The organism is Pseudomonas sp. YeP6b (genome assembly GCF_025642995.1).
Lineage (GTDB): Bacteria > Pseudomonadota > Gammaproteobacteria > Pseudomonadales > Pseudomonadaceae > Aquipseudomonas.
Genome location: NZ_CP080090.1, coordinates 6322168 through 6341476, shown reverse-complemented (window position 1 = coordinate 6341476; position 19309 = coordinate 6322168). Strand labels below are relative to the sequence as shown.

Sequence of the window (19309 nt, the reverse complement as noted above, 5' to 3'; positions counted from 1 at the left end):
CACATCCCAAGCCATCGCCCAGTTCAGACTTGCCCCCAAAGTCTGTTGGCGCTTCTGTGGATAAGATGTTCGCTATCATCTGCAGCCCATAAAAATAGAGGCTTTCGCTGGGTTGATCAAAATATGATCAATTGGTCTTATTTGCCGAAGAAAAACCCTGAATGGCCCGATTTGTGACGCTTTGACGCGGTTTTCCACAGCGTTGGCAAAGTTGCCCCCAAAGTCTGTTGGTGCTTCTGTGGATAAGGTGTTTGCGTACTGCTACAGGCCACGTGAATAGAGGCTTTCAGAGACTTGGTTAATAAATGATCAGGCGTGCAAAAAACCGCAAGCTTTGAATAAGTCACGGATTTTCTTCATTTAATTTCGGGAGGAAGGTGTACTTGCCCACAATTACTGTGGGTGGCTTTGTGGATAAGTTGTTGGGCGAAGGCTGGAGGGCAGGTTATTAGGGGCCTGTAAAAGGTTTGATCGAAATTTGAACAATGGTGATAGCCAATGTGGGAGCTGGCTTGCCTGCGATGGCATCACCCCAGTGCAACTGAGGCTCCGAGGTGTCCGCATCGTAGGTAAGCCAGCTCCCACACAAGCCCCATATTGATGATCTGTGGGGTGTCAGTTATTCGTGTACGGCCACACCTTTGAGATACGGCGCCGGCGCCGCGCCCAGGTTGCTCAGCATCCGCTCGCTGTACCAATCCACAAAATTCACCACGCCAAACTCATAGGTCTTGGAGTACGGCCCTGGCTGGTAAGCGGTGGAGTTGATCCCGCGCTGGTTTTCTTCGGCCAGGCGACGGTCCTGGTCGTTGGTGGCGTCCCACACTTTGCGCATGCGCTCCACGTCATAGTCCACGCCTTCGACGGCGTCCTTGTGCACGATCCACTTGGTGGTGACCATGGTTTCCTGTGCGCTGATCGGCCACACGGTGAACACGATGATGTGATCGCCCATGCAGTGGTTCCAGGAGTGCGGCAAGTGCAGGATGCGCATCGAGCCCAGGTCCGGGTTCTTGATGCGGCCCATCAGCTTGTTGCAGCCTTGTTTGCCGTCGAGGGTCATCGACACGGTGCCCTTGAGCAGCGGCATGCGCACGATACGGTTACGCAGGCCGAAGCTGGCGTGGGCGTAAGGGATTTTTTCCGCGTCCCAGGCGGCGGCCGACGCCGCGACGTGGTCCTTGAAGGCCTGGTCGGCGCGCGGGTCGGTGACGTCGTCCCATTCCAGCAGGGTTTTCAACAGTTCCGGGTGCGACGCGTTGCAGTGGTAGCACTCGCGGTTATTTTCCAGCACCAGTTTCCAGTTGGCTTTTTCAAACAAGGTGGTCTGGATCGCCACCTTGGTGTTTTCCATGTCGTAGGGTTCCATGTAGTGGTTCAGCGTCGACAGGAAGTCATCGATGGCCGGCGGGTTCTCGGCCAGGCTGATGAAAATGTAGCCGCCGGCGGTCTTCACGTTCACGGGTTTCAAGCCGTACTGCTTCATGTCGAAGTCGGCGCCCATCTCGGTGCCGGCGAACAGCAGGCGGCCGTCCAGTTCGTAGGTCCACTGGTGGTAGTGGCAGACCAGTTTGGCAACCTTGCCCTTGTCGCTGGTGCACAAGCGCGAACCACGGTGGCGGCACACGTTGTGGAACGCATGCACCACGCCTTCGGCGCCACGGATCACGATGATCGGGTTCTTGCCCACTTGCAGGGTCAGGTAGTTGCCCTTGGTGGGGATCTCGCAGGTCATGCCGGCGATCAACCACTCTTTCTGGAAAATCTCCTGCATGTCGATGTCAAACAGCCGCTCGTCAGAGTAAAACGGCTGCGGCAGCGAAAAGGTGCGCTCGCGCTCTTGCAGCATGTGCGCGGTGGCCTTGCGTGCGGGTTCCAGCGGATCGCCCAAGCTTAAGGTTGCGGTGACGTCCATCGTGTGTGTCCTCAGGGCCATTCTGTGTGGCCGGCGAATAGTGGCTACGGTTGTTGCTGTGCAAGGCGTAAAGAAAGTGTCTTTGTTGGGAGTGAGTGTGGGCCCGGCAAAGGCCAGAACCTTGTCCATTAACGACATGGCCCACTCTGATCCCGACGCGCAACCCCCGTGATATGGGGGCTGGTCGCGATAAGTATGTGAATGTCGCAGATAGGTAAATGGGTGGCTCTCGCGTTACGCAGAATCGCCACCATAAGGCCGAATATCGGCGGTGGAGAACAGCATGTCCAACAGCTTCCTGAATCCGGTAACTACCCAGACCTGGGCCAATGGTCGGCACATCGTCCGTTGCGTCAAAGTCATCCAGGAAACCTGGGACGTGCGCACCTTCTGCTTTATGGCCGACCAGCCGATCCTGTTCTTTTTCAAGCCGGGGCAGTTCGTCACCCTGGAGCTGGAAATCGATGGCCAGCCGATCATGCGTTCCTACACCATTTCCAGTTCGCCGTCGGTGCCGTACAGCTTTTCGGTGACGATCAAGCGTGTGCCGGGCGGCAAGGTCTCCAACTGGCTGCACGACACCCTGCACGAAGGGCAGGAGCTGGCGGTGCACGGGCCGGTCGGGTTGTTTAATGCCATCGACTTCAGTAACCCCAAAGTCCTCTACCTCAGCGGCGGCGTTGGCATCACGCCGGTGATGTCCATGGCGCGTTGGTATTACGACACCAACGCCAACGTCGACATGACCTTTATCCACAGCGCGCGCTCGCCCAAAGACATCATTTACCACCGTGAGCTGGAACACATGGCGTCGCGGATCGACAACTTCAGCCTGCACCTGATCTGCGAGAAGCACGGCCTGGGCGAGCCCTGGGCCGGCTATCGCGGCTACCTGAACCACAAGATGCTCGAACTGATGGTGCCGGACTTCCTCGAGCGCGAAGTGTTTTGCTGCGGCCCTACGCCGTACATGAACGCGGTGAAGCGCCTGCTGGAAGTGGCGGGCTTCGACATGGCGCGTTACCACGAGGAATCCTTCGGCGCCACGCCTCCCGAGGCGCGTGCCGACGCGGTGGAACAGGCCGAGCAAGCCGCCGACGCCCCGGAAATCGACTTGGCGGATTTGCATCAGGTGGAGTTCATTGCCTCGGGCAAAAGCATCCGTGTGGCCCCGGGCGAAACCGTCCACGCTGCTGCCGCCAAGCTTGGCCTGCTGATCCCCAAGGCCTGCGGCATGGGCATTTGCGGTACGTGCAAGGTGATGAAGCTGGGCGGGGAGGTCGAGATGGAGCACAACGGCGGTATCACCGAAGAAGACGAGGCCGAGGGTTACATCCTGTCGTGCTGCAGCGTGCCGAAGGGTGATGTGCGTATCGAGTTCTGAAAGATCGTTGAAAGATCGTTCCCACGCTCCGCGTGGGAATGCCTCCTGGGACGCTCCGCGTCCCGCCTCCGTGTATCTTGTGACGCGGAGCGTCACGGGCTGCATTCCCACGCGGAGCGTGGGAACGATCGTTACGATCATCAGTACCACTGTTGTATGTCTATTAAACCCTCACTTCCTGCGTAATTACGGGCGCTGGAATATCGCCAGTGCTCGGCCAAGTCCACATATCCTCGCTTTACTGGGTTGCAATGGATGTAATCAAGTTTTTGGCGCATCACTGTCTCGCTGTACACCAATTCGGCATGTGAGCCTTCCTGCCAAAGCTGATAAACCCGATCTGCCTTGTGTGCTCGTTTGCTGAAGCGCAGGCGTTGTAACACCCGCTCGGCACCTTTGCTTTGCAGGTCATCAATGATGGTACGAGCGGTGAAGGATTTGAATTGACTGACGCACTTGCGCAGGTCCGGCGCTTGGGCGACGAAGTGCAGGTGGTTTTCGAGAATGACGTAGCCAAATAGGCTTAGCGCATGGTGCTTTTGCTGATATCGCCAACAATCCAAGAGATGGCCCACGAGGTAGTCGCGGGTAAACAGCGGTAGCCACTCCATGACAGTGCACGTTAGGAAGTGCGGTTTTTCGGGTTCGGTGATGACGTAGCGGCTTCTACCCATCTATTCGTCCTTGAATGGAGGTGTGGCGTGGACGCGGAGCGTCCCAGGAGGCATTCCCACGCGGAGCGTGGGAACGATCACTACGATGCGACGCGCTCCTTAGTCGTTAGCGGGTGTAGATCTGGATGGAGAACTGATCGCCGGAAGCTGTCAGTTCGAAGGCTTTTTCATAGATGGTCAGGGTTCTCGAAGGCTCCCTGATGGTGTCACCGACGTTTGCCAGTTTCCTGAACTCGTCCCAACTTACGAACGTGTCGTTCAGGCTGCCGTCTTGTCGTGCGTTCATGGCGTAGCATTGAACTTCCATGGTCTAACCCTCTGCTGGATTTCCGTTTCCGGCCGATTATTCGGCATGCAGTTGTTCCCGAAAGGTGGCCGCTGCAGCGGCCTTTTCCTTCCGAGTTCCAGTAGGCTAGTCGATGAAAATAGGGTTAGATGCTGTCGGAAACACCAAATAACAGTCTCGGCAATCCGCCAGTATTCGTCACGCCTAGGCGCCCATCACTTTCCTAATATCCGCAGCTAATTCTCTTACGCGTTCTTCCTCGGTATCCCACGCACACATGAAGCGCGCGCCGCCTTTGCCGATGAAGGTATAGAAACGCCAGCCCTTGGCCGTCAGCGCCTCGATGGCCGCTTCAGAGAGCTGTAGGAACACGCCATTGGCCTGTACCGGGAACATTAATTCCACGCCGGGAATATCCGCCACCAAGCTGCTGAGCAGTTGTGCGCAATGGTTGGCGTGGCGTGCGTGTTTGAGCCAGGCGTCGTTTTCCAGCAAGCCCACCCACGGCGCCGAGAGAAAGCGCATTTTCGACGCCAGCTGGCCGGCCTGTTTACAGCGGTAGTCGAAGTCTTCGGCCAGTTTGTGGTTGAAGAACAGGATGGCTTCACCCACCGCCATGCCGTTTTTCGTACCGCCGAAGCACAGCACGTCCACGCCGGCTTTCCAGGTCAGGTCGGCTGGGGAGCAGCCGAGGAACGCGCAGGCGTTGGAGAAGCGCGCGCCGTCCATGTGCAGGTTCAGCCCCAGTTCTTTGCAGGTGACGCTGATCGCGCGGATTTCTTCTGGGGTGTACACGCTGCCGACTTCGGTGGCTTGGGTCAGGGTGACCACGCGTGGTTTGGGGTAGTGGATATCCTGGCGCTTGAGGGCGATCTCGCGGATCGACTCCGGGGTCAGCTTGCCGTTTTCGGTGCGCGCGGTGAGCAGCTTGGAACCGTTGGAGAAGAACTCCGGTGCGCCACATTCGTCGGTTTCGACGTGGGCGGTTTCCGAGCAAATCACGCTATGGTAGCTCTGGCACAGCGAGGACAATGCCAAGGAGTTGGCGGCGGTGCCGTTGAAGGCGAAGAACACTTCGCAGTCGGTTTCGAACAGGTTACGGAAACCGTCGGCGGCGCGGTGGGTCCATTCATCATCGCCGTAGGCGCGTTGATGGCCTTGGTTGGCGAGTTCCATGGCGGCCCAGGCTTCCGGGCAGATGCCGGAATAATTGTCGCTGGCGAATTGTTGGCTCTTGTCGGTCATGGCCCATTCCTGTGGTCGATGTTGGTGCGCACTGTACCCAAGATTGTCTGAGGTGCGCACGCACTGTAAATGCAAAGTCACTGGGGAATTATGCACGGTACACAAACGTTGCCTGTCGGACGCGTCCGCGATGGCGCCCTGGATTTGCTCAAGTGGCTGGCACTGCTGAGCATGGTGCTCGACCATTTGCGTTATGTCGGTTTGAACCTGGATGGCCTGTATGTACCCGGCCGCCTGGCGTTTCCCTGGTTTTGCCTGGCGATTGCGGCCAATTTGCACCGAGTCAGGCATGCGCCCGTAACCGGCCAATGGCGATACCTGGGCTGGCTGCTGCTGTTCAGTGTGATCAGCGAAGTGCCCTATCGAATGTTTATCGATGATGCCGATACGTTGAACGTATTACCGACCTTGGCGCTGGGCTTGCTGGTTGCCCGAGGATGGCAGCATAAAGCGCTTTTTGATCGAGGATTGGCGCTGATCGCCCTCATGATCGCCGGTGTGTTTTCCACGCACCTGATGTTCGGTTTCTTCGGTGTCTTGCTGCCGCTGGCGATGCTGCTGGTGTTCAGCCGCCGATGGTATTTCAGCGTGTTGCCGGGTTTGGTCTGTGTGGCTGCCAACCAATGGCAGATTCTGCTCAATAGCGGCACGCTGGTCGCGATACTTGGGCTGGCGGCTTGCCTGATCGCGCCGTTGGCGGGATTGCTGCTTTTGCGACACGCCAAACACGCCTCTGCACCCGCCATGCACCGCTGGGCCTATGCGCTGTACCCGCTGCATTTTTTACTGCTGTTGTTGGTGCGCAAAGCCATTGGCTGAGCACGCGTGAAGCCAGCGAGGAGGAAACGGGTGAGCCGCGTAAAACTCGCGCATTTTTTGTACGTCGCGTTCGAACCAGTCCCGTAGCCATTGGCAATATTGCAGTGAGATAGCCTGCCTATGCGCTGGGGTGGCATGTTCATCGACAATGCAGCGCGCGGCCATCATTCCCGACATCAAGGCCTTGAGTACCCCGTGAGAAGCCCCCGGGTCCAGCACGGCCGCCGCGTCGCCTATGATGAAGTAGCCATTACCGGCCGCGTGTTCGCAGACTCTCCAGGTGACATCGGCACCCTGGATCGCGCCCTCGCACACCAGTTGTTCAAAACAACCCGGTACCGCTGACGCCTTGGGGGCTTTATCTTGCGCAAAGTGCAGTCGTGTCCAGTGATAAAACCCTTGGCCTATGTGAGCCGTCCAGTACCAGCCTGATCGGTCAGCGAAGATACCAAGAGCGCGCTCGTCGACCGTTCCGCGCTTATAGCCATACAGGGCCGTCAGTGCGGGTGAGTAGCGACGTGTTGCCAGCCCCAGTTGGCGTGCCAGCCAGCCATGAGCACCGCTGGCATCGATAAGGTGCCTGCAAAACAATTGCTCAGTCTGGGTACGAATACCAACAACGCGATCGTTTTCCACCAACAACTGCTTTGCCTGGCAGGGTTGCAGGGCATGCACGCCCAATGCGATCGCTCTGTCCAACAGCAACCCATCCAGCGTAGCCCTTGGAATCTGAAACCCTCGCCACGGCCCATTTGCGTCTTCCCCGAAGGGCACAAAGCGCCGGTCTTTATCCCACTTCACCCAGGCACCCTCAGGGCGGATGAAGGTATCACCGCCCACTTTTTCAGCCACACCCAGTTGCTGGAGCAGCGGTTCTATACCCGGGTGCAAAGTTTCACCTGGGCGATGGCGGGGAAACAACAGGCGCTCAACAAGGGCTACTTTCAGGCCCTGTTGAGCGCAAGAAATAGCGGCCGAACAACCCGCCGGGCCGGCGCCTAGGATGATGACGTCATATGTGTTCATTGAGTCTGGCCTGGATCTCTCTAAACGCGTTGCCAAGGTTTAATACCTTGCTGGCGCAAGATAACGTTCGGCCATACGAAGTAAGTAAAACTCTCGGTCAGTTTGAGACGTACTTGGTCGAACGCCGGTGATTGTGCAGGGAGAAAGCGGAACAGTTCAAGCCGATAACCTGGGCCATATGACGTCGCTGGCAAGTCTGTGTTTGCCGTGACTACTGCGTAGTCGACAGGCATTGCAGGGTTGAACGAGTCGATAAACCAATCCCTTGCGGTGCTTCCCAATGAACGTCTGACTCGCCGCCAGGCATCAACGCGACGTTGATATTCCTGTGAATCGACTTTACCCGTCAGCGCCAGTGAGAACGTCGCGTTTAGCGCGTTTTCCACGTAATCGGTGTAGTGGTAAGTCTCGTAGGCCCTATGTGTCGCGCCATTGGCGATATAGCTTTTCGCAGCGGGTACGCCATCCCAGGGTAATCCGGTTTTCTTGCCGATTTCCTGATCCAACATCGGCTTGACGGTCGGCCCGGCTCTGCCTCCCGGTTCATAGGATTGCGCTGAGTCCGGTGCAACGGCGGGCCAGAAGGAACTCAGGGCTGCGCAAAGTTTGGCATCTTCGGGAAATGGGCTACCCAGTCTGTAAGAGGCCAGGTGCGTAACGTCGTCCAATTCAGAGATGCCAACGTCCCATCCAGGTGCGAATACCCCGGCTCCTGCATCAGTCAGATGCGAGGCACACTTTGCTGATGCGACATTCGGTGTCAGGGGTGTAGCAGGGGCGGGCGAGGTATTAAACTGGGCGACAATTGCAGTCATGCTGACGTCGGTGCTGGAAAAAGACTCTGGGAAAGACTGGATATTGGCCGCGAAACGAGAGTCGGACAGGCACCTCGGTCGTACGGAAAAGACCGTGAACTGAGAGGCTGCATCCATGCTTTCAAGCCATTCCAGCAGGTGCCGCTGGTCGCACAAAGGGTAAAAGTCAGGTGCGCAGATCAGCGAATACGCGGCCACACGTTGTGGAATCGCGAGGTCCAGCGCCGCGCAATGGGCTTTAATCCCGCCATCGCCAGTGAAGTCCAGATAGTGCAGGGCCTTGAAATTGCCCTTCCTCAATTCGCCAAGCATGTCTGGCCGCCGATTCAGATTGATCACGTTCCCCGTGTCATCGACTTTATGACGAATGTGCACAAATTCCGGCGCATTCCCGTCAATTGCCAAGCTGGAAATCAGAATTCCAGGATTGGCAGGCACATTGAACGTCAACGGTTTGCCCAGGTATTGGGCAGCCTCCGTCAGGCGTTTATGGGGTATGGCAGACATGAGTCCGGGGCCATACGCTTGTTCAGGGAGCCAGTCTGCGAGACCTTCAGTCATGACGAAGGGCGGTTGGCTGATATCGGGTTCGCCCCAGCCCGAACCCGCCCCTAATTCCAAGTGTATGCGGCGTAACTTCTCGTTTTTATGCTGCGCCTGGAGGTTAACCGCCAGCGTCATGCCGGCGATGCACTCGTTGCCGCTGAACAGTTTATGCAGTGGCACCCAGAAATCATTGGCTGCGTCATTTGCCCCAAAACGCATGGGGCCGAAACTGGCGCGGTCGCCTTTAAGCTGCACCGCAACATAAGCACTGTAGCGCGCCGGCAAGACGCGAATAGCGTGGTTTTCCCCTTCTACAAAAGGCAGGAAACCCCTGCTTTTTTCATCGTACAGCGGGGCCGCAGTACCGACTCGTGTTATGCCGGTGCGGGAAAAACACAGATCGGCATGCGCCTTATGCACAGTGTCCGGTGCTGTGCGGTATTCGAGTGCGAAAACCACCACCGCCATGGGCCTGCCATTGGCGCGCGCCTGCAACTGCGCAAGGCTGGGCGCCTGTCTGGCATAAACATAGTTGAGGACGGTTTCAAGTTCTGCCGGCGTGGGGTACGCCTGGAGCGGGTTGCCCCTGGCATCGGTTGTCACGTTGGCATTTGCCAGTGCGTGGTACAGCAGGCTATGTGCGGGTTTGCCAGGCTCAATACCGCGGGTTCCGGCCAAGGCAAAGTCTTCAAAACCTGGAAGTGTTCGGTTTGGGGTCAGCGTTTTACCCAGTTCGGCTTCAAGGCTGGGCGCCAGGATGTCGAGACCATGGCCAAGCAACAAATTTTGCCAGCCATGGGGAGCCAGGCGTTTGCAGATATCAATAACTTGGTTAAGTAGAGCCATGTTGGCATTCCTCGACGTAGCAGGGCGTTCAATCTTTTCGATTGAACCGTGAACGCGTCGAATGCATGAACTGGCGCTTTTGATTGGCAAGCGTAGCTATCTTTTTGTGTTTTGTGCGACTAGGCCGGTTTTTTTGCGTTCCCCGCGCCCTGTGTGACGTGAGCAATCTCAGCGCTTTGTTCGCCTGCACGTCAGGCCATGTCGTAAACGCACCTTTGCGTGGCGTCCGTAGGCATTTGACCTGTCTGCGCCAGCCCTACCATCGCATCAAAGGGCCCTGCACGGGCCTTAACAATACGAAAGGCTGGGAGAGACGCGATGTTCAGCAAAAAAGACCAGATCCAGGGATATGACGACGCCTTGCTGGCGGCGATGAATGCCGAGGAGCAGCGTCAAGAAGATCATATCGAGCTGATCGCGTCAGAGAACTACACCAGCAAACGCGTGATGGAAGCCCAGGGCAGTGGCCTGACCAACAAATACGCCGAAGGCTACCCGGGCAAGCGCTACTACGGTGGCTGCGAGCACGTGGACAAGGTTGAAGCCCTGGCCATCGAGCGCGCCAAACAACTGTTCGGCGCCGATTACGCCAACGTGCAGCCGCACTCCGGTTCGTCCGCCAACAGCGCGGTGTACCTGGCGCTGCTGAACGCCGGCGACACCATCCTTGGCATGAGCCTGGCCCACGGCGGTCACTTGACCCACGGCGCCAAAGTGTCGTCCTCGGGCAAGCTGTACAACGCAGTGCAGTACGGCATCAACACCGACACCGGCCTGATCGACTACGATGAAGTTGAGCGCCTGGCGGTGGAGCACAAGCCGAAGATGGTGGTGGCCGGTTTCTCCGCTTACTCCAAAACCCTGGATTTCCCACGTTTTCGCGCGATTGCCGACAAGGTCGGCGCGCTGCTGTTCGTCGACATGGCCCACGTCGCCGGCCTGGTGGCTGCTGGTTTGTACCCGAACCCGCTGCCTTACGCTGATGTGGTCACCACCACCACCCACAAGACCCTGCGCGGTCCCCGTGGCGGTTTGATCCTGGCCAAGGCCAACGAAGAGATTGAGAAAAAACTCAACTCTGCGGTGTTCCCCGGTGCCCAGGGCGGCCCGCTGATGCACGTGATCGCCGGCAAGGCCGTGTGCTTCAAGGAAGCGGCAGAGCCGGGCTTCAAGGTTTATCAACAACAGGTGATCGACAACGCCCAGGCCATGGCCAGCGTATTTATCAAGCGTGGCTACGATGTGGTGTCCGGCGGCACCGATAACCACCTGTTCCTGGTCAGCCTGATTCGCCAGGGCCTCACCGGCAAAGAGGCGGACGCCGCCCTCGGTCGCGCCCACATCACCGTCAACAAGAACGCCGTGCCGAATGACCCGCAGTCGCCGTTCGTGACCTCGGGCCTGCGTATCGGCACCCCGGCGGTGACCACACGTGGCTTCAAAGTACCGCAGTGCATTGAGCTGGCTGGCTGGATCTGCGACATCCTCGATAACCTCGGCGACGCCGATGTCGAGGCCAACGTGGCCAAGCACGTGTCTGCCCTGTGCGCTGATTTCCCGGTTTATCGCTGAGCGCGGTTTTGGAGTAATGACTATGCAACGCTACTCGGGCTTCGGCCTCTTCAAGCACTCACTCAGCCACCACGAAAACTGGCAGAAGATGTGGCGCACCCCCACGCCGAAAAAAGTCTACGACGTGGTCATCGTCGGCGGCGGCGGGCATGGTCTGGCGACCGCCTATTACCTGGCCAAAGAGCACGGCATCACCAACGTGGCCGTGGTCGAGAAAGGCTGGCTGGGCGGCGGTAACACCGCGCGCAACACCACCATCGTGCGCTCCAACTACCTGTGGGACGAGTCAGCGCACCTGTACGAACACGCGATGAAACTGTGGGAAGGCCTGTCCCAAGACCTGAACTACAACGTGATGTTCTCCCAGCGTGGCGTCTACAACCTGTGCCACACCCTGCAAGACATCCGTGATTCCGAGCGCCGTGTGAGCGCCAACCGCCTCAATGGCGTGGATGGCGAACTGCTTAACGCCAAACAAGTGGCCGACGAGATCCCGTACCTCGACTGTTCGAAAAACACCCGTTACCCCGTCCTTGGCGCCACCGTGCAACGTCGCGGCGGCGTGGCCCGTCACGATGCCGTGGCCTGGGGCTTTGCCCGCGCGGCTGACGCACTCGGCGTGGACCTGATCCAGCAGACCGAAGTGATCGGCTTTCGCAAGGAAAACGGCGTGTGCGTCGGCGTGGAAACCAACAAGGGCTTTATCGGCGCCAAGCGCGTCGGTGTGGTCACCGCCGGTAACTCCGGGCACATGGCTTCGCTCGCCGGTTTCCGCCTGCCGATCGAATCCCACCCGCTGCAAGCGTTGGTGTCGGAGCCGATCAAGCCGATTATCGACAGCGTGATCATGTCCAACGCCGTGCACGGCTACATCAGCCAGTCGGACAAAGGCGACTTGGTGATCGGTGCCGGTATCGACGGTTATAACGGTTATGGCCAACGCGGCTCGTACCCGGTGATCGAACACACCATCCAGGCCATCGTCGAGATGTTCCCGGTGCTGTCGCGCGTGCGCATGAACCGCCAGTGGGGCGGCATCGTCGATACCACGCCGGACGCCTGCCCGATCATCTCCAAAACCCCAGTGCCGAACATGTTCTTTAACTGCGGTTGGGGCACCGGTGGCTTCAAGGCCACGCCGGGCTCAGGCAACGTATTTGCCGCCAGCCTCGCCAAGGGTGAAATGCACCCGTTGGCCGCACCTTTCTCCATCGACCGTTTCCACAACGGTGCGTTGATCGACGAACACGGCGCTGCGGCCGTCGCCCACTAGCTCTCGGCGTATCAAGAGGAGAAATACCCTATGTTGCATATCTTCTGTCCTCACTGTGGCGAACTGCGCTCTGAAGAGGAATTCCACGCGTCCGGCCAAGCGCACATCCCGCGCCCGCTGGACCCGAACGCCTGCACCGACGAGCAGTGGGGCGACTACATGTTCTTTCGCGATAACCCACGAGGCCTGCACCACGAACTGTGGATTCACGCCGCCGGTTGCCGCCAGTATTTCAACGCCACCCGTGACACGCTGACCTACGAAATTCTTGAAACCTACAAGATAGGCACCAAGCCGCAATTCACCGCCAAGGCTTCTGGAGAGAAGGTATGAGCCAGATCAATCGCCTGTCCAACGGTGGCCGCATCGACCGTAATAAAGCCCTGACGTTTACCTTCAACGGCCAGAGCTACAAAGGCTTTGAGGGCGACACGCTTGCCGCTGCCTTGCTGGCCAACGGCGTCGACATCATCGGCCGTAGCTTCAAGTATTCGCGCCCACGCGGCATCTTTGCCGCCGGTGCCGAAGAGCCGAATGCGGTGCTGCAGATCGGCGCCACCGAAGCCACCCAGATTCCCAACGTGCGCGCTACGCAACAGGCGCTGTACCAAGGCTTGGTCGCCACCAGCACCAACGGCTGGCCGAGCGTGAACAACGACATGATGGGCATTCTCGGCAAGGTCGGCGGCAAGCTGATGCCGCCGGGTTTCTACTACAAAACCTTCATGTACCCGCAATCGTTCTGGATGACCTACGAGAAGTACATCCGTAAGGCCGCAGGCCTTGGCCGCTCGCCGACCGAGAACGACCCGGACACCTACGACAACTTCAACCGTCACTGCGACGTGCTGATCGTCGGCGCCGGCCCTGCCGGGCTGTCGGCAGCCTTGGCGGCTGCGCGCAGTGGCGCGCGGGTGATCATTGCCGATGAGCAGGAAGAATTCGGCGGCTCTTTGCTGGACTCCCGCGAAAGCCTCGACGGCAAGCCGGCCGCCGAGTGGGTCGCCAGTGTGATCGCAGAACTCAACGCCCTGCCGGACGTGGTGCTGCTGCCTCGCGCCACCGTCAACGGTTACCACGACCATAACTTCCTGACCATCCACGAGCGCCTCACCGATCACCTCGGTGACCGTGCGCCGATTGGCGTGGTGCGTCAGCGTATCCACCGTGTGCGCGCCAAGCGCGTAGTGCTGGCGACCGGCGCGTGTGAGCGCCCGCTGGTGTACGGCAACAACGACGTGCCGGGCAACATGCTCGCTGGCGCCGTCTCCACTTACGTGCGCCGCTACGGCGTGGCGCCGGGCAAAAAACTGGTGCTGTCGACCAACAACGACCACGCCTACCGCGTAGCGCTGGACTGGTTCGACGCAGGCCTTACCGTGGTGGCCGTGGCCGATGCGCGCCACAACCCACGCGGCGCGCTGGTGGAAGAAGCGCGCGCCAAAGGCATTCGTATCCTCACCGGCAGCGCCGTGATCGAAGCCCGTGGCAGCAAACACGTGACCGGCGCCCGCGTGGCGGCCATCGACGTCAACGCGCATAAAGTCACCAGCCCCGGCGAGTGGCTGGAGTGCGACCTGGTCGCCAGCTCCGGCGGCTACAGCCCGGTGGTTCACTTGGCTTCGCACTTGGGCGGCAAGCCGACTTGGCGTGAAGACATTCTCGGTTTCGTACCGGGCGAAGCACCGCAGAAACGCGTGTGCGTCGGTGGCATCAACGGCGTCTACGGCCTTGGCGATTCCCTGGCGGATGGTTTTGAAGGCGGCGTGCGCGCGGCCAGCGAAGCCGGTTTCACGCCGGTGGAAGGCACGCTGCCCAAAGCCTTGAGCCGTCTAGAAGAGCCGACGTTGGCGCTGTTCCAAGTGCCTCACGAGAAAGCTACCGCACGGGCGCCCAAGCAATTTGTCGACCTGCAAAACGACGTGACCGCCGCCGCCATCGAACTGGCGACCCGCGAAGGTTTCGAGTCGGTCGAACACGTCAAACGCTACACCGCGCTGGGCTTCGGCACCGACCAGGGCAAGCTCGGTAACGTCAACGGCCTGGCCATCGCGGCCCGCTCGCTGAACGTGACCATCCCGCAGATGGGCACCACCATGTTCCGTCCCAACTACACGCCGGTGACCTTCGGCGCAGTCGCGGGCCGCCACTGTGGGCATATCTTCGAGCCGGTGCGCTACACCGCGCTGCAAGCCTGGCACGTGAAAAACGGCGCCGAGTTTGAAGACGTCGGCCAGTGGAAACGCCCATGGTATTTCCCGCGTAACGGTGAAGACCTGCACGCGGCGGTGAAACGCGAATGCCTGGCTGTGCGCGACAGCGTCGGCCTGCTGGATGCGTCGACCCTCGGCAAGATCGACATTCAAGGCCCGGATGCCCGTGAGTTCCTCAACCGCATCTACAGCAACGCCTGGACCAAGCTCGACGTGGGCAAGGCGCGCTACGGCCTGATGTGCAAGGAAGACGGCATGGTCTTCGACGACGGCGTAACCGCCTGCCTCGCCGACAACCACTTCCTGATGACCACCACCACCGGCGGCGCGGCGCGTGTACTCCAGTGGCTGGAAATCTACCAACAGACCGAATGGCCGTTCCTCAAGGTGTACTTCACCTCGGTCACCGACCACTGGGCGACCATGACCTTGTCCGGCCCCAACAGCCGCAAGCTGTTGGCCGAAGTCACTGACATCGACCTGGACAAGGACGGCTTCCCGTTCATGACCTGGAAAGAAGGCTTGGTCGGCGGCGTACCGGCGCGGGTGTTCCGTATCTCGTTCACCGGTGAGCTGTCGTACGAAGTCAACGTGCAGGCCGACTACGCCATGGGCGTGCTTGAACAGATCGTTGAGGCCGGCAAGAAATACAACCTGACGCCGTACGGCACCGAAACCATGCACGTACTGCGCGCCGAGAAGGGCTTCATCATCGTCGGCCAAGACACCGACGGGTCGATGACCCCGGACGACCTGAACATGGGCTGGTGCGTAGGCCGCACCAAACCGTTCTCGTGGATCGGCTGGCGCGGGATGAATCGCGAAGACTGCGTGCGTGAAGAGCGTAAGCAGTTGGTGGGCTTGAAGCCGATTGATCCGACGGTGTGGCTGCCGGAAGGCGCGCAGTTGGTGTTCGATCCGAAGCAGACGATCCCGATGAAGATGGTCGGCCACGTGACCTCAAGCTATGCGCATAACTCGCTGGGTTATTCGTTTGCGATGGCGGTGGTGAAGGGCGGCTTGAAGCGCATCGGTGAGCGGGTGTTTTCGCCGCAAGCGGATGGCAGCGTGATCGAGGCGCAGATTGTGTCTTCGGTGTTCTTTGATCCGAAAGGTGAGCGGCAGAACATCTGACACCTGATCGTTCCCATGCTTCGCGTGGGAATGCATCCCGGGGCGCTCCGCGCCCCAAAAGCGGACGCAGAGCGTCCATGGCGGCATTCCCACGCAGAGCGTGGGAACGATCAAATTAGGAAAGGTGCTTTATGACAGCAGCCAATGTTTACCAGCAACGCCCCACGTCCGGCGCCAAGGCCGAGTCGTCGCTGCACCATGCCGATCTCGCCAACCTGGTCGGCAAGGGCCGCAAGAACGCCGGCGTGACCGTGCGCGAAAAGAAACTTCTCGGCCACCTGACAATCCGTGGCGATGGTCACGATGCGGCCTTCGCTGCCGGCGTGCACAAAGCCCTGGGCATCGAACTGCCTGGCGCCCTGCAAGTCATCGTCAAAGGCGAAACCAGCCTGCAATGGCTCGGCCCGGACGAGTGGCTGTTGATCGTGCCAAGCGGTGAAGAATTCGCCGCCGAACAAAACCTGCGTGCCGCCCTGGGCGACCTGCATATCCAGATCGTCAACGTCAGCGGCGGCCAGCAGATCCTCGAGCTTAGCGGCCCGAACGTGCGCGACGTGCTGATGAAGTCCACCAGCTACGACGTGCACCCCAACAACTTCCCGGTGGGCAAGGCGGTGGGCACGGTGTTCGCCAAGTCGCAGTTGGTGATCCGCCACACCGCTGAAGACACTTGGGAGCTGGTGATCCGTCGCAGCTTCTCGGACTACTGGTGGTTGTGGTTGCAGGATGCCTCGGCCGAGTTCGGCCTGAATGTCGTCGCATAACGATCATTCCCACGCTCTGCGTGGGAATGCATCCCAGGACGCTCCGCGTCCCAAGAGCGGACGCAGAGCGTCCATGGCGGCATTCCCACGCAGAGCGTAGGAACGATCAACGAAGGCCTGAGGATTCACTATGAGCCGCGCACCTGATACATGGATTTTGACCGCCGACTGCCCCAGCGTGCTCGGCACGGTGGATGCGGTCACCCGCTACCTGTTCGAACAGGGCTGCTACGTCACCGAACACCACTCGTTCGATGATCGCCTCTCGGGCCGCTTTTTTATCCGCGTGGAATTCCGTCAGCCCGACGGTTTCGACGAGCAGGCTTTGCGCGAAGGCTTGGCCACTCGCGGCGAAGCCTTCGGCATGGTCTTCGAGCTGACAGCGCCGAACTACCGGCCAAAAGTGGTGATCATGGTCTCCAAGGCCGACCACTGTCTCAACGACCTGCTGTACCGCCAGCGCATCGGCCAACTGTCGATGGACGTGGTCGCGGTGGTGTCCAATCACCCTGATCTCAAACCCTTGGCCGACTGGCACCAGATTCCCTACTATCATTTCCCCCTCGACCCTAACGACAAACCGTCCCAGGAGCGCAAGGTGTGGCAGGTGGTGGAAGCTACCGGCGCTGAACTGGTGATCCTTGCGCGCTACATGCAAGTGCTGTCGCCGGAGCTGTGCCGCAAGCTGGATGGCAAGGCCATCAACATCCACCACTCGTTACTGCCGGGGTTCAAGGGCGCCAAGCCGTATCACCAGGCGTACAACAAGGGTGTGAAGTTGGTCGGCGCCACCGCGCATTACATCAACAACGACCTGGACGAAGGCCCGATCATCGCCCAAGGCGTGGAGGTGGTGGATCACAGCCACTATCCCGAGGATTTGATTGCCAAGGGGCGCGATATCGAAGGGCTGACATTGGCCCGGGCCGTTGGGTATCACATAGAGCGCAGGGTGTTTCTCAATGCCAATCGCACGGTCGTTCTTTAGATCGCTATCGCAGGCGAGCCAGCTCCCACATTTGAATGTGTTCACAAATCAAAAGGTGGGAGCGGGCTTGCCCGCGATGAGGCCATCAGCAACAACGCACAAACAGCATCTGTACCCGAGCATTTTACGCGCTGCCTGCCTGGGCAACGCGGTTCCATAAAAACAACAGCGAGGTGAAAGCATGTCTGGTAATCGTGGTGTCGTGTATCTCGGCAACGGCAAGGTCGAAGTACAGAAAATCGACTATCCCAAAATGCAGGACCCCCGTGGCAGGAAGATTGAACACGGCGTCATCCTGCGCGTGGTCTCCACCAACATCTGCGGCTCCGACCAACACATGGTGCGCGGCCGCACCACTGCCCAGACCGGCCTGGTGCTCGGTCACGAAATCACCGGCGAAGTCATCGAGAAGGGCAGCGACGTAGAGAACCTGAAAATCGGCGACTTGGTCTCGGTGCCGTTCAACGTCGCATGCGGCCGCTGCCGCTCCTGCAAAGAACAACACACCGGCGTGTGCCTGACCGTTAACCCGGCGCGTGCCGGTGGTGCTTATGGCTATGTCGACATGGGCGACTGGACCGGTGGCCAGGCCGAATACGTACTGGTGCCGTACGCCGACTTCAACCTGCTGAAACTGCCGGACCGCGACAAGGCCATGGAGAAAATCCGCGACCTGACCTGCCTCTCCGACATCCTGCCCACCGGCTACCACGGCGCCGTCACCGCTGGCGTTGGCCCAGGCAGCACGGTTTACATTGCCGGTGCTGGCCCGGTCGGCCTGGCCGCTGCCGCGTCCGCACGCCTGCTCGGCGCGGCCGTGGTGATCATCGGCGACGTCAACTCTATCCGCCTGGCCCACGCCAAGGCGCAAGGGTTTGAAGTGGTTGACCTGTCCACCGACACCCCGCTGCACGAACAGATCGCCGCGTTGCTGGGCGAGCCAGAAGTGGACTGCGCCGTTGACTGCGTGGGCTTCGAAGCGCGTGGCCACGGGCATGACGGCGCCAAGGCCGAAGCCCCGGCCACCGTGCTTAACTCGCTGATGGGCGTGGTGCGTGTGGCAGGCAAAATCGGTATTCCTGGCCTGTACGTCACCGAAGACCCAGGCGCGGTCGATGCCGCCGCGAAAATGGGCAGCCTGAGCATTCGCTTTGGTTTGGGCTGGGCTAAATCCCACAGCTTCCACACCGGGCAGACGCCGGTGATGAAGTACAACCGCCAGCTGATGCAGGCGATCATGTGGGACCGCATCAACATCGCTGAGATTGTGGGTGTGCAGGTGATCAGCCTGGATGATGCGCCGCGTGGGTATGGCGAGTTTGATGCGGGTGTGCCGAAGAAGTTTGTGATTGATCCGCACAAGTTGTTCAGTGCGGCGTAACTATCGGAGAAGCAAGAGGAGAGATGATCGCTTCATTTCTCCTTTTGCTGTAAACAGCGATGGGGGCGTATCTGGTGTGATTAGCTAAGTCTTGATTTTTATCTTTTATCCTCCATTCGCCTCCCTCTCTTGCTTCTCAAACTCCGCTTTCTCTCGTTCGAATTCGTCTGATGTAACGCAGCTAAATGTGTCTCTCGGATCAGTGTATTTTTTCTTCAGTATTTCAATCGCCTCGGCCTCGCTGTTTGCAACGACATCCTCTTTTTGTACGTTGCGGTAGCCGGTTGTTGTCCCAATAGTGCAATTGTATTCGCGCTCGCTCATCTCAATCATCCTTGTGCGTGTTCGGCTTTTTATGGCTTTCAGAGAGAGTGTGTTTGATATTTTATTTGTGTGTACCTGTTAGATTTCACAGTTTTTTATAGGCG

General features: G+C 59.2%; 16 protein-coding genes. 9 read left to right on the top strand and 7 right to left on the bottom strand.

Annotated features, from left to right (window positions below):
- Positions 1-619 precede the first annotated feature (619 nt).
- A complete protein-coding gene (gene gbcA, locus KZH41_RS28725) occupies positions 620-1915 on the bottom strand; it encodes a glycine-betaine demethylase subunit GbcA (RefSeq protein WP_094949524.1) in 1296 nt (431 codons plus the stop codon).
- 283 nt (positions 1916-2198) lie between these two features.
- On the opposite strand from gbcA, the gene gbcB reads away from it, so the two are divergent.
- Entirely contained in the window at positions 2199-3299 is a 1101-nt protein-coding gene (gbcB, locus tag KZH41_RS28720; protein WP_094949523.1) for a glycine-betaine demethylase subunit GbcB, read from the top strand.
- Positions 3300-3439: 140 nt separating this feature from the next.
- On the opposite strand, the gene KZH41_RS28715 is transcribed toward gbcB, so the two are convergent.
- The 3 genes from KZH41_RS28715 to KZH41_RS28705 form a co-directional block, all read right to left on the bottom strand.
- A complete protein-coding gene (locus KZH41_RS28715) occupies positions 3440-3973 on the bottom strand; it encodes an REP-associated tyrosine transposase (protein ID WP_094949522.1) in 534 nt (177 codons plus the stop codon).
- Positions 3974-4079: 106 nt separating this feature from the next.
- The gene (locus KZH41_RS28710; protein WP_242153129.1) at positions 4080-4259 is read right to left on the bottom strand and encodes a hypothetical protein; all 180 of its coding nucleotides are present in this window, start codon (positions 4257-4259) and stop codon (positions 4080-4082) included.
- A gap of 204 nt (positions 4260-4463) precedes the next feature.
- Complete coding sequence (locus KZH41_RS28705; protein ID WP_094949520.1) at positions 4464-5504, bottom strand: low specificity L-threonine aldolase; 1041 nt, start codon at positions 5502-5504, stop codon at positions 4464-4466.
- A 90-nt stretch (positions 5505-5594) separates the two neighbouring features.
- On the opposite strand from KZH41_RS28705, the gene KZH41_RS28700 reads away from it, so the two are divergent.
- A complete protein-coding gene (locus tag KZH41_RS28700; RefSeq protein WP_263274106.1) occupies positions 5595-6323 on the top strand; it encodes a conjugal transfer protein TraX in 729 nt (242 codons plus the stop codon).
- Here KZH41_RS28700 and KZH41_RS28695 read toward each other — a convergent pair.
- Together KZH41_RS28695 and KZH41_RS28690 are read right to left on the bottom strand one after the other, a co-directional pair.
- Complete coding sequence (locus KZH41_RS28695) at positions 6288-7349, bottom strand: NAD(P)/FAD-dependent oxidoreductase (protein ID WP_263274105.1); 1062 nt, start codon at positions 7347-7349, stop codon at positions 6288-6290. The genes KZH41_RS28700 and KZH41_RS28695 overlap by 36 nt on opposite strands.
- A 20-nt stretch (positions 7350-7369) precedes the next feature.
- On the bottom strand, positions 7370-9556 hold the full coding sequence (locus KZH41_RS28690) for a hypothetical protein (RefSeq protein ID WP_263274104.1): 2187 nt from the start codon (positions 9554-9556) through the stop codon (positions 7370-7372).
- 318 nt (positions 9557-9874) lie between these two features.
- Here KZH41_RS28690 and glyA point away from each other — a divergent pair, with 318 nt between their 5' ends.
- The 7 genes from glyA to fdhA all read left to right on the top strand — a co-directional run bounded on the left by glyA (position 9875) and on the right by fdhA (position 18881).
- A complete protein-coding gene (gene glyA, locus KZH41_RS28685) occupies positions 9875-11128 on the top strand; it encodes a serine hydroxymethyltransferase (RefSeq protein ID WP_094949516.1) in 1254 nt (417 codons plus the stop codon).
- Between the two features lie 22 nt (positions 11129-11150).
- Positions 11151-12401: a sarcosine oxidase subunit beta gene (locus tag KZH41_RS28680; protein ID WP_094949515.1), complete on the top strand. Its 1251-nt coding sequence runs from the start codon at positions 11151-11153 to the stop codon at positions 12399-12401.
- Positions 12402-12431: 30 nt separating this feature from the next.
- Entirely contained in the window at positions 12432-12734 is a 303-nt protein-coding gene (locus KZH41_RS28675; RefSeq protein ID WP_083356404.1) for a sarcosine oxidase subunit delta, read from the top strand.
- Positions 12731-15748 (top strand): sarcosine oxidase subunit alpha, encoded by a 3018-nt coding sequence (locus KZH41_RS28670; protein ID WP_263274103.1) that lies wholly within the window; start codon positions 12731-12733, stop codon positions 15746-15748. The genes KZH41_RS28675 and KZH41_RS28670 overlap by 4 nt, the downstream gene beginning before the upstream one ends.
- Positions 15749-15879: 131 nt before the next feature.
- Positions 15880-16512 (top strand): sarcosine oxidase subunit gamma, encoded by a 633-nt coding sequence (locus KZH41_RS28665; RefSeq protein WP_094949513.1) that lies wholly within the window; start codon positions 15880-15882, stop codon positions 16510-16512.
- Positions 16513-16642: 130 nt separating this feature from the next.
- Positions 16643-17500 carry a formyltetrahydrofolate deformylase gene (gene purU, locus KZH41_RS28660; protein WP_263274102.1) on the top strand — a complete coding sequence of 286 codons (858 nt, stop codon included), beginning with the start codon at positions 16643-16645 and terminating at the stop codon, positions 17498-17500.
- A 181-nt stretch (positions 17501-17681) separates the two neighbouring features.
- The gene (gene fdhA / locus KZH41_RS28655) at positions 17682-18881 is read left to right on the top strand and encodes a formaldehyde dehydrogenase, glutathione-independent (protein WP_094949511.1); all 1200 of its coding nucleotides are present in this window, start codon (positions 17682-17684) and stop codon (positions 18879-18881) included.
- 105 nt (positions 18882-18986) lie between these two features.
- On the opposite strand, the gene KZH41_RS28650 is transcribed toward fdhA, so the two are convergent.
- Complete coding sequence (locus KZH41_RS28650) at positions 18987-19205, bottom strand: hypothetical protein (protein ID WP_242153109.1); 219 nt, start codon at positions 19203-19205, stop codon at positions 18987-18989.
- Positions 19206-19309: the final 104 nt, after the last annotated feature.